The following is a 17,386-nucleotide window of genomic DNA, read 5'->3' on the forward strand; positions in this document are numbered from 1 at the left end:
TCGCCGCGGCAAGTGGCGTTTCTGCCGCGCTGGCGCGCAGTCGGGTAGCTGGTAATGTCAACCAAAACCTGCTATGCTTGCGGGCTTACCTCTTCCCACACCTGTCTTGACGCCAGGGTGGGCTATCAACACAGTCCTTAAGGGAGTTTGCATGCGTCACTACGAAATCGTATTTATCGTCCATCCGGACCAGAGCGAGCAAGTGCCCGCGATGATCGAACGTTACAAAGCCAGCGTGACCTCGCGCGGCGGTAACGTGCACCGCGTGGAAGACTGGGGCCGCCGTCAGATGGCGTACTCCATCCAGAAACTGGCCAAGGCACACTACATCTGCATGAACATCGAGTGCGACAACGACACTCTGGTCGAACTGGAAACCGCGTTCAAATTCAATGATGCCGTGCTGCGTCACCTGACCGTCAAGATGAAGAAAGCGGAAACCGCTCCTTCGCCGATGATGAAGTCGGTCCAGCGCGAAGACGCTGCCAAGAGCCACCGCGCGGAAGCTTCGGCTCCTGCCGCTGCGCCTGCCGCCGCTGCTGCCGCCTAATTTCGTCAGGGAGTTTCGCTGAACCAGCTCCAGTTTGTCGGCCTCATCACCGAACGGGAAGCGATCCGCTACACCCCGGCCGGCATGCCGATTGTGAATGCACTCTTGCAGCACAGTTCGCAGCAGATGGAGGCAGGCATTGCCCGGTTGACCGAGTTCGAAATTGCCGCGCTTGCCGCGGGCGAGATTTCGGGCCGCTTCAGCCAGGTGCCACTGGGGGGCATCTACGAGTTCACGGGATTCCTGGCAAAGAAAAGCCGCAACAGCAGTCGCCTGGTATTTCACATCATTGATTTTCGTCCCGCCAACGTGGGGCAACATTTAGATACAGGAGCCTAAAATGGCATTCGGTAAAAAGTTCGACAAAAACAAAGCAAAGCTGAAAGAAAAGCGCAAACAGCAGAACCCGCTGTTCAAGCGTAAGAAATTCTGCCGCTTCACCGCCGCTGGCGTTGAGCAGGTCGACTACAAGGACGTCGACACCCTGAAGGATTTCGTCCAGGAAAACGGCAAGATCATGCCAGCCCGTCTGACCGGCACCAAGGCGCACTACCAGCGTCAAGTGGACACCGCGATCAAGCGCGCCCGCTACCTGGCCCTGCTGCCTTACACCGATCTGCACCACGCCTGATCGCCGGCAGTACAGATAGAACCTGGAGAACACTATGCAAATCATTCTGTTGGAAAAAGTTATCAACGTCGGCAACCTGGGCGACGTGGTGAAGGTCAAGGACGGCTACGCACGTAACTTCCTGATCCCGCAAAAGCTGGCACGCCGTGCCACGACGGCCGCCGTGGCCGAGTTCGAAACGAAGCGCGCCGAACTGGAAAAAGCTGCCGCCGAAAAGCTGGCCGCTGCACAGGGCCAGGGCGAGAAGCTGAACGGCATGACCGTGACCGTGGCCCAGAAGGCCGGCGTCGACGGCCGTCTGTTCGGTTCCGTGACCAACTTCGACATCGCCGAAGCGCTGACCAAGGCCGGTTTCCCGGTCGAGAAAGCCGCCGTGCGCCTGCCGAACGGTCCGCTGAAGACCACCGGCGAGCACCCGGTGTCGGTTTCCCTGCACACCGACGTGGTTGTTGATGTGACGGTGGCCGTGCAGGGCGAAGCAGCGTAAGCCGCATCCTCAGCACCGACGGCGCCGGGATTTTTTTCCCGGCCGCCCTGTCAAAGTAAAAAGCCGGGTTCGTCCCGGCTTTTTTCATGGGAAGTCAGGTCGCTGGCGGCCGCCCCGGACCGCCAGAGCGCGGTGGCGCCGTGTTCCCCGAGCGACTTGTAAGTTGCTGTTGTTTATAAACTTTGACCTCCTTATGCAGGTATAATGCGCGCCATGAATGCCCCATCCGACCCGCAAGTCGATTCCCTCCGCATCCCGCCGCACTCGATCGAAGCCGAGCAATCGGTGATCGGCGGCCTGCTGCGCGATAACGCCGCGTGGGACCGGATTGCCGACTTCATGCACGCCGAAGACTTCTACCGCTACGATCACCGCATCATCTTCGAACAGATGATCCGGCTGATCAACGGCGGCAAGCCGGCGGACGTGATCACCGTCTTCGAGGCCCTGTCGATGCTGGGCAAGGCGGACGAGGTGGGGGGGCTGCAGTACCTGAACGCCATGGCGCAAAACACGCCATCGGCCGCGAACATCCGCCGCTATGCCGAGATCGTGCGCGATCGCGGCGTGCTGCGCAAGCTGATCACGGTCGCCGACGAGATCTCCGGCAATGCCTTCAGCCCGCAGGGCAAGGAAGTCAAGCAGATGCTGGACGAGGCCGAGTCGAAGATCTTCGCCATCGCCGAGCAGGGCTCGCGTGGCGCGGCCGGCTGGCTGGCCGTGCAGCCGCTGCTGACCCAGGTGGTCGAACGCATCGACGAGCTGTACAGCCGCGACAGCGGCAGCGAGATCACCGGCGTGCCGACCGGCTTCGCCGACTTGGACAAGATGACGTCCGGCCTGCAGCCGGGCGACCTGGTGATCGTGGCCGGCCGTCCGTCGATGGGCAAGACGGCGTTTTCCGTCAACATCGGCGAAAACGTCGCCATCGAGGCGGGCCTGCCCGTCGCCGTGTTCTCGATGGAGATGGGCGGCGCCCAGCTGGCCATGCGTATGCTCGGCTCCGTCGGCCAGCTGGACCAGCACCGCCTGCGCACCGGCAAGCTGAACGACGAAGACTGGCCGCGGCTCACGCACGCGATCCAGAAAATGAACGAGGCGCAGCTGTACATCGACGAGACGCCGGCCCTCAACCCCATCGAGATGCGGGCGCGCGCGCGCCGCTTGGCGCGCCAGTGTGGCAAGCTGGGCCTGATCATCGTCGACTACCTGCAGCTGATGCAGGGTTCCCAGCCGGGCGACAACCGCGCCGCCGAGATTTCCGAGATCTCGCGTTCGCTGAAGGGCCTGGCAAAGGAACTGCATTGCCCGGTCATCGCGCTGTCGCAGCTGAACCGCTCGCTGGAACAGCGGCCCAACAAGCGTCCCGTGATGTCCGACCTGCGCGAATCCGGCGCTATCGAGCAGGATGCGGACGTGATCATCTTCCTGTACCGCGACGAGGTGTACAACCCCGATTCGCCGGACAAGGGCACCGCCGAGATCATCATCGGCAAGCAGCGTAACGGCCCGATCGGTGCCATCCGTCTCACGTGGATCGGCATGTACACCAAGTTCGGCAACTACACCGGCAACCTGTCCGTCTACCAGGGCGACTAAGACCGGCCGGGACCGCATTAACAGCGGGCCATCCCATGGCCCGGCAGCACAACGAATCAATCAACGGAGAATAAAATGTTTGGACGCCTGATGCCCACCGAGGGCAAGTTCTTTGACCTGTTCAATCAGCACGCGGAGCTGTGCGTCAAGGGCGCGAAGGAAATGCTCGCCCTGATGACCAATTTCGACGACCTGGAAAACCGCGTCCACGCGATTGAAAGCATCGAGAAGCAGGCCGACAAGATCACCTACACCACGGTGGACCTGCTGCACAAGACTTTCATCACGCCGATCGACCGCGACGACATCCACAAGCTGATCACCAAGATGGACGACATCCTGGACATGATGGAAGACGCCGGCCAGACCGTGTCGCTGTACGACCTGCACGCCGTCACGCCGGAAGCGAAGCGCCTGGCCGAGCTGGTGCTGGCCTGCTGCGAGAAGGTGCGCGATGCCGTGGCCCTGCTGGCCAACATGGACAATGCCCGCGAAATCGTCGGCATCTGCGAAGAGATCGACCGCCTGGAATCGGATGCGGACCACGTGATGCGCGCCGCCATGTCGAAGCTGTTCCGCGACGAGCCGGACGTGCGCAACCTGATCAAGATGAAGGCGATCTACGAGATCCTGGAGACCGTGACCGACCGTTGCGAGGACGTGGCCAATATCATCGAAGGCATCATCGTCGAGAACGCGTAAGCCAGGCACAGCAGACATTCATCCATGCAAACCCTCCAAATCAGCATCTACGCGCTGGCGGCACTGATCTTCCTGGCCCTGATTTTCGACTTCATGAACGGCTTCCACGATGCCGCGAACGCCATCGCGACCGTCGTGTCGACCGGCGTGCTGAAGCCGCAGACGGCCGTGGCGATGGCAGCGTTCTTCAACTTCATCGCGGTCTTCGTGGTCGGCCTGAAGGTGGCCACCACCATCGGCAAGGGCACCATCGATCCGTCGGTGGTCGACCATTACGTGATCTTCGGGGCGCTGGTCGGCGCCATCGTCTGGAACCTGATCACCTGGTACTACGGCATTCCCTCGTCCTCGTCGCACGCGCTGATCGGCGGCCTGGTGGGCGCCGCGGTGGCCAAGGCGGGCACCGGCGCGCTGATCGCCGGTGGCCTGATCAAGACCGTCGTGTTCATCGTCATCGCACCGCTGCTGGGCTTCGTGCTCGGTTCCGTCATCATGCTGATCGTCTCGTGGGTGTTCGTGAAGTCCACGCCCCGCAAGATCGACGGCTGGTTCCGCCGCCTGCAGCTCGTATCGGCCGCCAGCTACAGCCTGGGCCACGGCGGCAACGACGCGCAGAAGACCATGGGCATCATCTGGATGCTGCTGATCGCCTCGAACCACGTGGCACCGACCGATGCGGCGCCGCCGACCTGGGTGATCGTCTCGTGCTACGCGGCGATCTCCTTCGGCACGCTGTTCGGCGGCTGGCGCATCGTCAAGACGATGGGGCAGAAGATCACCAAGCTCAAACCCGTCGGCGGCTTCTGCGCCGAGACGGGCGGCGCGATCACCTTGCTGATGGCATCGTTCTGGGGCGTGCCCGTCTCCACCACGCACACCATCACCGGCGCCATCGTCGGCGTGGGCTCGTCGCACCGCCTGTCGGCCGTGCGCTGGGGCGTGGCCGGCAACATCGTGTGGGCCTGGATCTTCACGATCCCCGCCTCCGCGTTCGTCGCCGCCATCGGCTGGTGGATCGGCACGCACATCATGTAAGGCTTGCGCCTTGCCAGCAAAGGGCGCCTTGGCGCCCTTTTTTATTGTCCAGCTCGTGTCACACGGGGTCAGGCACCGTGACACGAGCTCAGCAGCTTCCAGAGCTGTTCAGCTCGCGTCCTGGTGCCTGGCACCCTGACACGAGCTCGGCCGTGCGCAGCAGCGGCGCCGGAAGGAAAATTTCAGCTGCGCTACAATGTGACGATGTCTGCTGCCCTGAGTTCACTTTCCCGCTTCAAACCCGACAGTTTCACGCTGGCCCTGCTCACCACCGTCGCGATCGCTTCCGTGCTGCCGTGCAGCGGCGGAGTGGCGGTGGCGTTCGGCAACGTCACCACGGTGGCCATCGGCCTGCTGTTCTTCCTGCACGGCGCCAAGCTGTCGCGCGAGGCGATCGTGGCGGGCATGACGCACTGGCGCCTGCACCTGCTGGTACTGTGCTGTACCTTCGTGCTGTTTCCCATCCTCGGGCTGCTGTTCAAGCCGATCGCGCTGACGGTGCTCACGCCCGAGCTGTACATCGGCCTGCTGTTCCTGTGCATGCTGCCGTCCACCGTGCAGTCGTCGATCGCGCTGACGGCGATGGGCCGCGGCAATGTGCCGGCCGCCGTGTGCAGCGCCTCGGCCTCGAACTTCCTCGGCATCTTCATCACGCCGCTGCTGGTCAGCGCCTTCGTGATCCAGGGCCATGCCGCGCGCGATCCGATGGCGGCGGTGCTGTCGATCGTGCTGCAGCTGCTGGTGCCGTTCATTGCCGGCCAGCTGCTGCGCCGCTGGATCGGCAACTGGGTGGACCGCCACAAGCCGATGCTGAAATATGTCGACCAGGGTTCGATCCTGCTGGTGGTGTACACGGCGTTCTCGGAGGCGGTGACGGAAGGGCTGTGGCACAAGCTGTCCGCCACCTTGCTGGTGACGCTGGTGGTGGTGTGCGCCGTGCTGCTGGCGATCGTGCTGGCGCTGTCGCTGTACACCAGCCGCAAGCTGGGTTTCTCGCGCGAGGACGAGGTGACGATCGTGTTCTGCGGCTCGAAGAAAAGCCTGGCCTCCGGCGTGCCGATGGCGAAGGTGCTGTTTGCCTCGTCGTCGCTGGGCATGATCATCCTGCCCGTGATGCTGTTCCACCAGATCCAGCTGATGGTGTGCGCCGTGCTGGCGCAGAAGTTCGCCCGGCGCGAAGGCTGACCGTCAGTCCGGCGCGGGCGCGTCGACCAGCGTGGCGGCGCGCAGGGCGCGGATGCGGCGGTCGACGAAATAGCCGCCCGCTTCCACATATTGCAGATACACGCGCCCGCATTTGCGGCAGCGCGCCACCTCCGCGCGGTTGTACGGATACCAGCCCAGCGCCACTGGCGCGTCGGCGCTGTCGTAGCGCGTGCCGGCCGGATGGTATTCGGCGAACGTGGTGTCCGCGTAGGCATCTACGACGAGCGTGCCGATGGCCGCCAGCTGCTGCGGATCGAGCGTGGCCGGGTAGCTGATCCAGCCCTCGGCCGGCGTCGCCACGCAGTCGCAGCTGGCCGTCACGGCCTCCGATTGTGCGGCCAGCTTGGCCAGTTCGTCGCGTGTCATCGTCTCCATCGCGCCATTGTAGCGCGCCAGCCACTTGCGTTTATTCTCAATATTGAGATAAATTCCCACATATGGGAAATGACAACGACAACTTCGAAGCCCGGCTGATCGCCCGCCTGGCCGCGCTGCGCGAGCAGCACGGCTGGTCGCTCGACGAGTTGGCCACGCGCAGCAGCATCAGCCGCGCCACGCTGTCGCGCCTGGAGCGCGGCGAAACCAGTCCCACGGCGTCCTTGCTCGGCAAGCTGTGCGCGGCGTACGGCCTGCCGATGTCGCGCCTGATCGCCGCAGTGGAGGAGGGCGGCGCCCAGCTGGTCAGGGCGGCCGAGCAGCCCGTGTGGACCGATCCGCACAGCGGTTTCACGCGGCGCATGGTGTCGCCGCCGGCCAAGGGCCTGCGTGCGGAACTGATCGAGGGGCGCCTGCCGGCCGGCGCCGCGATCGACTACGAACAGCCGTCGCTGCCCGGCCTGGAGCAGCACCTGTGGATGCTGGACGGCCTGCTCGACTACACGCTGGACGGCACCGTCTACCGCCTGCAGGCCGGCGACTGCCTGCGCTTCCGGCTGTACGGCGCCACGCGCTTCGCCTGCCCGGGTCCGGCCGGGGCCCACTACCTGATCGCCATCTGCGAACCATGATTACCATCGACGAACTGGATGGCGACGGCGTGCGCGCCGTCGCGGACGACCTGGCCCGCGTGCTGCACGACTGCGTCGCCCACGGTGCCAGCGTCGGCTTCCTGCCGCCGTTCGGCCACGCCGAGGCGCACCGTTTCTGGATCGATGTGGCGCGCCAGGTCGACAGCGGCGCGCGCACCTTGTTCGTGGCCCGCGATACCGACGGCATCGTCTGTGGCACCGTGCAGCTGGCCCTGGCCACGCCGGCCAACGGCGTCCACCGCGCGGAAGTGAACAAGATGCTGGTGCATTCCGCCGCGCGCCGGCGCGGCATCGGGCGACTGCTGCTCGATGCGGCCGAAGCCCGCGCCCGCGCACTGGGCCGCACGCTGCTGGTGCTCGACACGTGGACCGGCAGCGGCGCGCAGCACCTGTATGCGCAGCAGGGTTTCCGCCCCTGCGGCGACATCCCGCAGTTCGCCCGGCTCGACGACGGCACGCTGGGCGCCACCACGGTGATGGCGAAGATCCTGGGCCCGGCGCTGCAGGTGCACGCCGAAGATCCCGGCTCGCCCGATGCCGAGATGCTGTTGGCCGAGCTGTCCGCCATCCTGCACGGCATCACGGGCGACTCCGGTGCCGCCTCGTTCGACGTGGCGTCGCTGCGTGGGTCGGGCGGCGTGTTCCTCGTCGCCCGCGATGGCGCGGGGCGGGCGGTGGGCTGCGGCGCGCTGCGGCCGCTGGAAGAGGGCGTTGCGGAAGTCAAGCGCATGTATGCACGGCCCGGCAGCGGTGCCGGTGCGGTCCTGCTGGCGCAGCTGGAAGCGCATGGCGCGCTGCTGGGCTATCGCGCCCTGTGGCTGGAAACGCGCAAGGTCAACACGCGCGCCGTACGCTTCTACGACACGCACGGCTACCTGAGCATCCCGAACTACGGCCGCTATATCGGCAACGACGCCGCCTTGTGCTTCGGCCGGCGCCTGTAGCTCACGGCGCCGCGTGGCAGCAGACGCACAGCTTGTTGCCGTCACGGGCGGCTGTCGTCGCGAAAGCGCAGCGGCTGGCCCAGCGTGTCCATCAGCGCCGCATAGAAGCCGAACGCGCGCGGGAAATCGCCCACGCCGATGAAGATATGCGACAGCATCGTCAGGCCCGCCGGCCTGAGGTCTTACGGGCCGGCCGCAGCGCCGCGATGGCCTGCATCACCTCGAACGAGCGCCAGGCCATCGCCACGCCGGCGGCCAGGAACACCAGCGCGAACACGGGCAGGTAGGCACCGCCGATCTGGGCGGCCAGCCACAGCGCCACCGTCAGCACGGCGATCGTCACGCACAGCCGCGTGGCCCAGCCCTCGTGGCCTTCCACGCGCGTGCTCAGGTTGCGGTGCGCCTGCGCCGCGAACACCTTGCCGCGCTGCCGGCCGGCCACCAGCATCTCGTGGCCCTCGGCGATCACCACCGGGTCGGTGGAGACGATCTTCACCAGCCGGCCATCCAGGCGGAACACGGCCGCGTGCACGGTGCTGGTGCCCGTCTTCGGGTTGTACGACACGGTCTTGCCGCGCCGGAGTTCCGTCACGGTGCCGGTCAGTTTTTCCATGGATGCTCCCCCAGCTCGACTTCCATGCCTTCATACGCGAGGAACACCTGCAGGTGTTCCGGCAACTGCCCGGCATGGCGCGCCATCGCTTCCGCGAACACGGCTTCCAGCTCGTCGTCGCTGCGCGTGGGTTCGTGGTGGGTGCAGTACAGCTGCCGTGCGCCGGTGCGCATGGCCATTGCCAGCGCGCTGTCGAACGTGCCGTGGCCCCAGCCCCGCTTGGACGGATACTCGTCGCGCGTGTAGGAACAGTCGACTATCAGCGCATCCACGCCACGCGCCAGCTCGTCGATGGCCGTGGTGCGCTGTGCCACGTGCGCGGCAAACGCGGCATGTTCCGGATGCTCCGCCGGGTACAGGTTGTACAGCGGCTCGTGGTCGCCCGTGAAGAACAGCGACTTGCCCTGGCAGTCGATGCGGTAGCCCAGGTCCGTCACCGGGTGGCCCATCACCACGTTGCGCACGACCGCATCGCCGACCGGGAAGGCCTCGCCCACCTGCAGGGTGCGGTACTCGACCGTTGCGCCCAGCTGCGTTTCGCTGACGGGGAAATAGCTGTTCTGCAGCTGCACGCTCATCACGTGCTCGATGCCGTTGCCGGTGTCCGGATCCGTCACGCCATGCAGGCGCACCCGGCTGTCCTTCAGGAACAGCGGCGTGAAGAAGGGCAGGCCGTGGATATGGTCCCAGTGGCTGTGCGTGATGAAGATGTGGGCGACGATGGGCCGCACGCCGGATGCCACCAGTGCCTGCGCAAGGCAGAACACGCCGGTGCCGCCATCGAGCACGATCAGCGTGCCGTCGTCGCTGCGCACCTCGATGCAGGTGGTGTTCCCGCCATAGCGCACCGTGCGCGGACCCGGCGACGGGATCGACCCGCGCACGCCCCAGAATTTGAATTTCATCCCTGCCCATCCTCCTGCCGCCATCCGGTCCATGCCAGGCCTGTTGCATCCGGCACCCGGCAGCGATCCGGCGATGATAGCGGTTTTTTGGCACTTTCCACACGGGAAGTTGCAACTTTGCCGCCCAACTATGGCAAATCGGCACAGGGCATGGATTCCCTTGTACAGGAGAAAAGGCGGCCGCTACACTTTGCTGCACCATGGCCGACCTGCCCGCTCCCCCCTCGTCCGCGCGCCGCGCCTGGCAGCGCTACCGGGCGCGCTGGCTGCTGGGCGTGCTGCTGACCTGTGGCGCCGCGCTGCAGGTCACGGGCTGGCTGCCGCTCGATCCGGTCGACCGGCTGGACACCTTTCTGGCCGGCCTGCGCATGCGGCTGGAACGTCCCGAGCTCGATCCCCGCGTGGTGATCGTCGATATCGACGAGCGGAGCCTCGCTGCCGTCGGCCGCTTCCCATGGAGCCGCGACGTGATGGCGCGCCTCGTCATGCGCCTGACACGCGAGTACCAGGTGGCGGCGCTCGGCTTCGACGTGGCATTCCCGGAGGCGGACGACAGCTCCGGCTACCGCGTGCTGCAGCGCCTGGCGCGGGATCAGCTGAAGGACGTGCCCCGCTTCGCCGAGCAGGTGGCCAGGCTGGAGCCGCAGATGGACTACGACGGCCTGCTGGCGCGTGCCATGGCGGGCCGGCCGGTGGTGCTGGGCTACGCCACCTCCGGCGTGCAGTCGAAAGGCGTGCTGCCATCGCCCGCCTTCACCGTCGACTCGCTGAACGGCCGCGCGCTGGCTGCCTGGCGGGCACCCGGCTACGAGGCCAACATCGCCCGGCTGCAGGCCGCGGCCCAGGGTGCCGGCATCTTCTCCGTGGTGCCGGATGCCGATGGCGTGCTGCGCTCCGTGCCGCTGCTGCAGAGGATCGGCGACGGCTACTATCCCGCGCTGCCGCTGGCCACCGTCGCCGTGGCCTTGCAGGCGCGTGCCATCGCGCCGCTGTGGGAAGGGGCCGTGGCCGGGCAGTCCGCCGCGCAGCGCGCCAGCGGCGGGCTCGATGCGATCGCGCTGTTCCACCCTGGCGGGCGCCTGCGCATTCCCGTCGGCGAGGGGCTGACCACCACCGTGCAGTTCCGCGGTCCCGGCGGCCCGGCGGGCGGCGCGTTCCGCTACGTGTCCGCGGTCGATGTGCTGCAGGGAGCCGTGCCGCCGGACGTGCTGCGCGGGGCAATCGTCCTGGTCGGCACCACGGCGGCGGGCCTGAACGACCTGCGCGCCACGCCCGTCTCGCCCGTCTACCCGGGCGTCGAGGTGCATGCCAACGTGATCAGGTCGATCCTGGACGGCAGCTTCAAGATCCGGCCGGACTACGCCGTGGCGGCCGAGCTGCTGCAGGTGCTGCTGGCCGGGCTGCTGCTGGCCGTCGCACTGGCCATGCTGGCGCCGGCATGGTCGGTGCTGCTCGCGTTGGCGGGCGCCGCAACGATCGCGGCTGGTAACTTCTACCTGTATCACGCGCACGATACGGTGCTGGACATGGCGATGGCGCTGCTGCTGGTGCTGGCCCTGTCCATCGTGAACCTGGCCTGGGGCTACTTCTTCGAGGTGCGCCGCGGCCGCGCGCTGGTGTCCCGCTTCGGCGAGTACGTGGCGCCCGAGCTGGTGGCCGAGATGGCCGAGAACCCGGACCGCTACAGCATGGAAGGCGAAAGCCGCGAGCTCACGGTGCTGTTCGTGGACGTGCGCGGCTTCACCACGATCTCGGAAAGCCTGCCGCCCCGCGAGCTGCGCGAGTACATCAACCGCTACCTGACGGCGATGTCCGCCGCTATCCGCGACAGCCACCGCGGCACGCTGGACAAGTACATCGGCGACGCGGTGATGGCGTTCTGGGGCGCGCCCGTGCCGTTCGCCGACCACGCGTACCGGGCAGTGGCCACGGCGCTGCTGATGCAGTCATCCGCCGCGCGGCTCGATGCGCAGTACCGTGCGCGCGGCTGGCCGCCGCTGGCCATCGGCATCGGCATCAACACGGGTGCCATGCATGTCGGCGACATGGGCTCCGCCATCCGCCGCGCCTACACGGTGATGGGGGACGCGGTGAACCTGGGCGCGCGGCTGGAAGGCCTGACGAAAATCTATGGCGTGGGCATCTGCGTGGGCGCCGCCACGTGCGCCGCCGCGCCGGGCTTCGCGTGGCGCGAGCTGGACCTGGTGCGCGTGAAAGGCAAGCAGGCACCCGTGGCCATCTTCGAGCCGGCCGGTGCCGCCGCCGAGCTGGGCGAGGCGGAACGGGCCGAACTGGCGCAGTGGCATGCGGCGCTGGCGCTGGTGCGCGCGCAGCGCTGGCAGGAAGCGCAGGCACTCGTCGCGGCCCTGCAGGCGCGCGTGCCCACCCGCACGCTGTATGCCCTGTATGCCGCCCGCATCGAACGCTATCTGCAGCAGCCGCCCGGTGACCACTGGGATGGCGTGACCGCCTTCGACACGAAATAGCCGGAGCTTCCTTGCAGGATCGACGTCATCGTGCGCGTGTCGTTTTACTGCAATTCGTCGCCGATTCGCTACCGGAAGTGATATTCCCGCCGGGAAGTGCGGGATAATCCTGCGACAGACCCGATGCTTTCGCCGGCCCCCGACCACCGACAACATGACCCGCCTCGCGCGCCTGATCGCCATGTCCTTCGTCACCGCCTGTGTCCCTGCCTGGGCCGCGCCGCAGGCCGCGGGCAGCGGCAACGGAAGCGGCAACGGAAGCGGCAACGAAAGCGGCAACGGCGCGGCGGCGCCGATCCGCTTCGCGGTCACGCGCTTCCACGTCACCGGCAACACGCTGCTGGCGGCGGACAGGATCGACGCGGCACTGGCGCCGTTCACGGGCCCGGAACGCGATTTCGGCGACGTGCAGCGCGCGCTGGAAGCGCTTGAAGCGCTGTACCGGCAGGCCGGCTACCACCTCGTGACGGTGGCGCTGCCGGAACAGGAACTCGATGGCGGCGTGGTGCACCTGCAGGTGGTGCAGACGACGATCGGCCGCGTCACCGTGAAGAACAACCGGTATTTCGACGAGGCCAACGTGCGCCGCAGCCTGCCGGGCCTGGCGGAACGCGTCACGCCGCATATCGGGAACATCTCGACCAGCCTGGCGCTGGCCAATGAAAACCCGGCAAAGAAAACTGGACTCACATTGCAGGGCGGCGAGCGGGATGGTGAAGCCGATGCGCTGCTGGACGTGGCGGACGAACCGCCCTGGCAGGTCATGGCCAATCTCGACAACACCGGCACCGCGCAGACGGGCCGCACGCATGCCGGCTTCGTGCTGCAGCACGCCAACCTGTTCAACCGCGACCATGTACTCAGCCTGCAGTACACCACCACGGCCGAGCATCCGGGCCGCGTGAAGGTGTACGGCATCGGCTATCACATTCCCCTGTACGCCGCGGGCGCTGCGCTGGATGTCTTCGGCAGCTATTCGAACATCGATTCCGGCACCGTCACGGCGGGCGTGTTCGACCTGGCCGTCAGCGGCAAGGGAGCCGTGTACGGCGCGCGCTACACGCACCATTTCGCCAGGCAGGGGCGCTACGCGGCGAAGCTGGTCGGCGGCATCGACTACAAGGCCTTCCGGAACAGCGTCCGGCTGCTGGGCGCCGCCGGCGCGAACGAACTGGGCAACGACGTGACGGTGCACCCGCTCAGCGTGGCCTGGCAGGGAGGCTGGACACCGGCCGGCAGCGAGCTGGCCGGCGCCGCCACGCTGGTGCGCAACCTGCCGGGCGGCTCGCGCGGTGGGCAGCAGGATTTTACGCGCGCCAGGATGCATGCGAAGGACGACTACACGCTGCTGCGCCTGTCCGGCAGCTACAGCCGCCTGCTGCCGGGGCTCTGGCAGGCGCGCGCCATCGTCAATGCGCAGCTGACGGCCGATGCGCTGGTGCCGGGCGAGCAGTATGGCGCCGGTGGCGCGGCGTCCGTGCGCGGCTTCAACGAACGCGAGATCGCGAACGACGCGGGCCTCGGCGGCAACCTGGAGCTGTACACGCCGGATCTGTGCGGCCGGCACGGCTGGCAGTGCCGCGCGCTGGCGTTCCACGACACGGCACGCGTGTCGCGCCGCCACGCGCTGCCGGGCGAACTGCAGTCGGCCACGATCGCCAGCGCGGGCCTGGGCCTGCGGCTGCTGGTGGCCCGCGCGGCCAACCTGCAGCTGGACTATGGCCACGTGCTCCGCGCGGGTGCCACCGGCCGCGCCAACGCAAACCGCCTGCACCTGCGGCTCGGCCTTTCCTATTGAGCTCATGACGAATCGAGCAGATGATGACTTGAGGTAGACGATGACTTCCTTGCCGCGCCCCCACCCGCACGCGCCGCTGCCCCGCTCCCTGCTGGCTGCGGCCATCGCCGCCGCTTTTGCCGCCCCGGCCTGCGCCAACCCGGCGCTGCCGCAGGTCGTGGCCGGCCAGGCCGCCTTCAGCCAGAACGGCAACGTGTTCTCGATCACGAACGCGCCGAACACGATCATCGACTGGCACAGTTTCTCGATCGGCCGCGACGAGATCACGCGCTTCGTGCAGCAGAACGCCGACAGCCGCGTGCTGAACCGCATCACGGGCCAGGACCCCAGCAGCATCCTCGGCGCGCTGCAGTCGAACGGCAAGGTCTACCTGGTCAACCCGAACGGCATCCTGTTCGGCCCGGATGCGCGCATCGACGTCAACGGCCTGGTGGCTTCCTCGCTGAACCTGTCGAACGCCGATTTCCTGGCCGGCCGCGAGCGCTTCGACGGCGCCGGCGGCAGCGTCGTCAACCAGGGTGCCATCACCACGCCAGACGGCGGCCAGGTGCTGCTGGTGGCGCCCGACGTGGAGAACACGGGCATCATCAATGCCCCGAACGGCGAGGTGCTGCTGGCCGCCGGCCGCAGCGTGCAGCTGGTCGATGCCGGCGATCCGGCCGTGCATGTCGTCGTCTCGGCGCCGGAAGATCGCGCGTTCAATCTCGGCGCCATCGTCGCGGCGGGCGGCCGCGTGGGCATCTACGGCGCGCTGCTGCACCAGCGCGGCAGGGTGAACGCCGACAGCGCCACGGCCGGCGCCGATGGCCGGATCGTGCTGCGCGCCAGCGGCACCGCGCTGCTGGAAGGGGGCAGCCGCACCAGCGCCCGTAACGCGACCGGCACAGGCGGCACGGTGCAGGTGACGGGCACCGAGGTGGCACTGGCCGGCGACGCCAGCATCGATGCGGGTGCCGGCGTGCTGCTGCAGGCCACGCACGACATCACCTTCGGCGCCACCGCGACGATCGACGCGGCCGCCGAACTGACGGCGCAGGCGGGCAACGACATCCGCGTGGACGCCGCCCTGGCCACGGAGGGCGGGGCCATCACGCTATCGGCCAACGATGCCGCCACGGGCGCGGCCAGCGGCACCGGCGCGGTGCATGTCGATGGCGCCATCGCCAGCAACGGCGGAACGATCACGCTGCGGGGCGCCGGCGTTTCGATCGATGCCCCGCTGACCGCCAGCCAGGGCGGTGTGGTGATCCTCGACGGGGGCGACGGGACGGTAACGCAAAGCGCGCCGATCACGGCCGCCAGCCTGAGCGCGAGCGGCAGCCAGGTCGCGCTGGGCCACTTCGGCAATGCGGTGGACCAGCTGGGCGGCAGTGCCGGGGCAGGGGACTTCACCTACCGCACGGCGGGCACGGTGGCCATCGCTGCGGCAGGACTGTCCGGCGGCCATGTGACGCTCGACGTGGCCGGGGGCTTCCACCAGGACGACACGGCCGGCGGCATCGTCGCCGGCTCCCTGACGCTGGTCGCCGCGGATGGCGCCATCGCCATGGCCAACTGGAGCAACCGCATCGGCCGCCTTGCCGTGGCAGGCGGCCGGTCGATCGACATCACCAGCTATGACCAGGACCTGGCGCTCGATGCGCTGGTGCAGCCCGCGGGCCGGGCGGGCAGCCCGCCCCTCGAAGCGCGCGTCGAAGCCCGCTACGGCACGCTGAGCGTCGGCCAGGTCGACGCCGCCAACAACCGCCTGCAGCTGGGCGGCGCCAGCGTGGCCCTGCAGCCGGATGCCAGCGTGCGGGCCGGTACCGTGGACCTGGTGGCTGGATCGGGCACGCTGGCGACCGGCGCGGGGTCTTCGGTGACCGCCAATGCCGTGCGCCTGGCCGGGCTTTCGATGGCGCTCGAGGGCAGCATCGTGGCCACGCCCGACGCCGCCGGGGAGGGCGGCATGGTGCGCATTGCCTCGCTCGGCCAGGGCTTCCGGCTGGGCGGCGGCAGCGACGGCGACGGGCCCGGCGTGCAGCTCACCAATGCCGAACTGCTGGGCATCAGCGCCAGCACCCTGTTCTTCGATGCGACCTTCGGCGGCTACGGCGGGCCGATCGCGATCGCGGGTCTCGACCTGACCGGCGCCCACATCGGCCTGCTGGCGGCCGAAACCACCCGTGGCATCGCGGTGGCCGGCACCAACCTGCTGCCGGCGACAGCGCTGTCGCTCACGGCGCGCGAGGGCATCGCCAGCACGGGCACGCTGGACGCCACTGCCGTCACGCTGCGCGCCGCCGCACTCGATATCGCGGACACCGTCACGGCCGGCACCGTGTGGTTGCAGGCCTCCGGCGACCAGGACATCGTGGTGGGCGGCACCTGCCCGGAGCAGCCCTGCCTGGCGATCACGCAGCTCGCCAGCATCGCCGCGCCCACCGTCCACATCGGCACGCCGGCCGGCATTGCAGACGGTGCGGGCGGCGCGATCCACGTGGCCGGCATCGGCACTGCCGGCGATGCCACGGCACGCAACGCACGCACCACGCGCATCACCCTGCACAGCGGCGGCAACGTGACGCAGGGCGGGGCGATCGACGTGCCGGCGCTGGGCGTGAACGCGGCCGATGGCGACGTGCAGCTGGCCAGTGCCGCCAACCACGTGGCGAACCTGGCCGTGCTGGCTGGCGGCAGCGTGGCGTTCCGCAACGACGCGGACCTGGCGGTGATGCGCCTCGCCGGCAACGACGGTGCGGGCTTCGACGTCGACCTGGACGGCATCCTCGGCACGGCGATCGCGCTGGACGTGGCGGGCTCGCTGTTCACGGCCGGCGGCGCGGCCGCCGGCACGATCCGCGGCGGCTCGCTCGACGTGACGGCCGGCGGCAGCATTGGGGCCGCCAGCGGCGCGCTGGCCACGGCCGTCGGCCGGCTCGATGCGCAGAGCACGGCCACCGGCGGCATGCAATCCATCCATATCCGGAACAATGCGCCCGGCTTCGCCAACGCGCTGGCCGTGCACAGCCTGAAGCTGGGCCTGAACAACGGCGGCTCGATCACGCTGCACAACCATGGCGCCACCACGATCGAGGAAGGCGGCGAGGTCTCGACCGGCAACGGCGATATCGCCATCACGGCGCACAGCCCGCTGACGGTGGACGGCACTGTCACCACGGGGAGCGGCAACATCACGCTCGAAGCGGGCAGCAGCGGTTCGTTGGCGGACCGGCTGGTGCTGGGCCCTTCGTCGCGGGTCACGTCGGCCACGGGCAGCATCCGCCTGCTGGCCGGCGCTGCGATCACCGTGGCGCCGGGAGCAGTGCTGGCGGCGCCCGGCATTACGCAATCGCCGAATGGAAACGACCCGCCCGTCGATCCGCCACCGCCACCGCCGCCGCCGCCACCGCCCCCACCGCC

Annotated in this window: 16 protein-coding genes; 13 read left to right on the plus strand and 3 right to left on the minus strand. The window is 68.0% G+C overall.

Annotated elements, in window-relative coordinates; translation table 11 throughout:
• Positions 1-151 precede the first annotated feature (151 nt).
• The 8 genes from rpsF to IP91_RS21750 all read left to right on the plus strand — a co-directional run bounded on the left by rpsF (position 152) and on the right by IP91_RS21750 (position 6,189).
• On the plus strand, positions 152-550 hold the full coding sequence (rpsF, locus tag IP91_RS21715; protein ID WP_145651879.1) for a 30S ribosomal protein S6: 399 nt from the start codon (positions 152-154) through the stop codon (positions 548-550).
• Between the two features lie 18 nt (positions 551-568).
• Positions 569-889, plus strand: coding sequence for a primosomal replication protein N (priB, locus tag IP91_RS21720; RefSeq protein ID WP_145651881.1), 321 nt, complete (start codon positions 569-571; stop codon positions 887-889).
• A gap of 1 nt (position 890) precedes the next feature.
• On the plus strand, positions 891-1,181 hold the full coding sequence (rpsR, locus tag IP91_RS21725) for a 30S ribosomal protein S18 (protein WP_145651883.1): 291 nt from the start codon (positions 891-893) through the stop codon (positions 1,179-1,181).
• A gap of 34 nt (positions 1,182-1,215) precedes the next feature.
• Positions 1,216-1,668 carry a 50S ribosomal protein L9 gene (gene rplI / locus IP91_RS21730; protein ID WP_145651885.1) on the plus strand — a complete coding sequence of 151 codons (453 nt, stop codon included), beginning with the start codon at positions 1,216-1,218 and terminating at the stop codon, positions 1,666-1,668.
• Positions 1,669-1,881: 213 nt separating this feature from the next.
• The gene (locus IP91_RS21735; RefSeq protein ID WP_145651887.1) at positions 1,882-3,267 is read left to right on the plus strand and encodes a replicative DNA helicase; all 1,386 of its coding nucleotides are present in this window, start codon (positions 1,882-1,884) and stop codon (positions 3,265-3,267) included.
• Positions 3,268-3,342: 75 nt separating this feature from the next.
• On the plus strand, positions 3,343-3,969 hold the full coding sequence (locus IP91_RS21740; RefSeq protein WP_145651889.1) for a DUF47 domain-containing protein: 627 nt from the start codon (positions 3,343-3,345) through the stop codon (positions 3,967-3,969).
• A gap of 24 nt (positions 3,970-3,993) precedes the next feature.
• Positions 3,994-5,004 (plus strand): inorganic phosphate transporter, encoded by a 1,011-nt coding sequence (locus IP91_RS21745; protein WP_145651891.1) that lies wholly within the window; start codon positions 3,994-3,996, stop codon positions 5,002-5,004.
• Positions 5,005-5,208: 204 nt separating this feature from the next.
• Complete coding sequence (locus IP91_RS21750; RefSeq protein WP_145651893.1) at positions 5,209-6,189, plus strand: bile acid:sodium symporter family protein; 981 nt, start codon at positions 5,209-5,211, stop codon at positions 6,187-6,189.
• Positions 6,190-6,192: 3 nt separating this feature from the next.
• Here the strand turns inward: IP91_RS21750 and IP91_RS21755 are convergent, their stop codons facing one another.
• Positions 6,193-6,576, minus strand: a complete 384-nt coding sequence (locus IP91_RS21755; protein ID WP_145651895.1) for a hypothetical protein — start codon at positions 6,574-6,576, stop codon at positions 6,193-6,195.
• A 71-nt stretch (positions 6,577-6,647) separates the two neighbouring features.
• Here IP91_RS21755 and IP91_RS21760 point away from each other — a divergent pair, with 71 nt between their 5' ends.
• On the plus strand, positions 6,648-7,217 hold the full coding sequence (locus IP91_RS21760) for a helix-turn-helix domain-containing protein (protein ID WP_145651897.1): 570 nt from the start codon (positions 6,648-6,650) through the stop codon (positions 7,215-7,217).
• On the plus strand, positions 7,214-8,182 hold the full coding sequence (locus IP91_RS26800; RefSeq protein ID WP_145651898.1) for a GNAT family N-acetyltransferase: 969 nt from the start codon (positions 7,214-7,216) through the stop codon (positions 8,180-8,182). Before IP91_RS21760 ends, IP91_RS26800 begins: the two co-directional genes overlap by 4 nt.
• A gap of 160 nt (positions 8,183-8,342) precedes the next feature.
• Here IP91_RS26800 and IP91_RS21770 read toward each other — a convergent pair whose 3' ends face one another.
• Together IP91_RS21770 and IP91_RS21775 are read right to left on the minus strand one after the other, a co-directional pair.
• Positions 8,343-8,795 carry a hypothetical protein gene (locus tag IP91_RS21770; protein ID WP_145651900.1) on the minus strand — a complete coding sequence of 151 codons (453 nt, stop codon included), beginning with the start codon at positions 8,793-8,795 and terminating at the stop codon, positions 8,343-8,345.
• Positions 8,783-9,700: an MBL fold metallo-hydrolase gene (locus IP91_RS21775; RefSeq protein WP_145651902.1), complete on the minus strand. Its 918-nt coding sequence runs from the start codon at positions 9,698-9,700 to the stop codon at positions 8,783-8,785. Before IP91_RS21775 ends, IP91_RS21770 begins: the two co-directional genes overlap by 13 nt.
• A gap of 200 nt (positions 9,701-9,900) precedes the next feature.
• On the opposite strand from IP91_RS21775, the gene IP91_RS21780 reads away from it, so the two are divergent.
• The 3 genes from IP91_RS21780 to IP91_RS26285 form a co-directional block, all read left to right on the plus strand.
• Positions 9,901-12,186: a CHASE2 domain-containing protein gene (locus IP91_RS21780; protein WP_145651904.1), complete on the plus strand. Its 2,286-nt coding sequence runs from the start codon at positions 9,901-9,903 to the stop codon at positions 12,184-12,186.
• 154 nt (positions 12,187-12,340) lie between these two features.
• The gene (locus IP91_RS21785; RefSeq protein ID WP_145651906.1) at positions 12,341-13,984 is read left to right on the plus strand and encodes a ShlB/FhaC/HecB family hemolysin secretion/activation protein; all 1,644 of its coding nucleotides are present in this window, start codon (positions 12,341-12,343) and stop codon (positions 13,982-13,984) included.
• A gap of 40 nt (positions 13,985-14,024) precedes the next feature.
• A partial coding sequence (locus tag IP91_RS26285) for a two-partner secretion domain-containing protein (protein ID WP_199754696.1) occupies positions 14,025-17,386 on the plus strand: 3,362 nt, incomplete at its 3' end.

The sequence above is a fragment of the Pseudoduganella lurida genome (assembly GCF_007830455.1).
GTDB lineage: Bacteria > Pseudomonadota > Gammaproteobacteria > Burkholderiales > Burkholderiaceae_D > Rugamonas > Rugamonas lurida.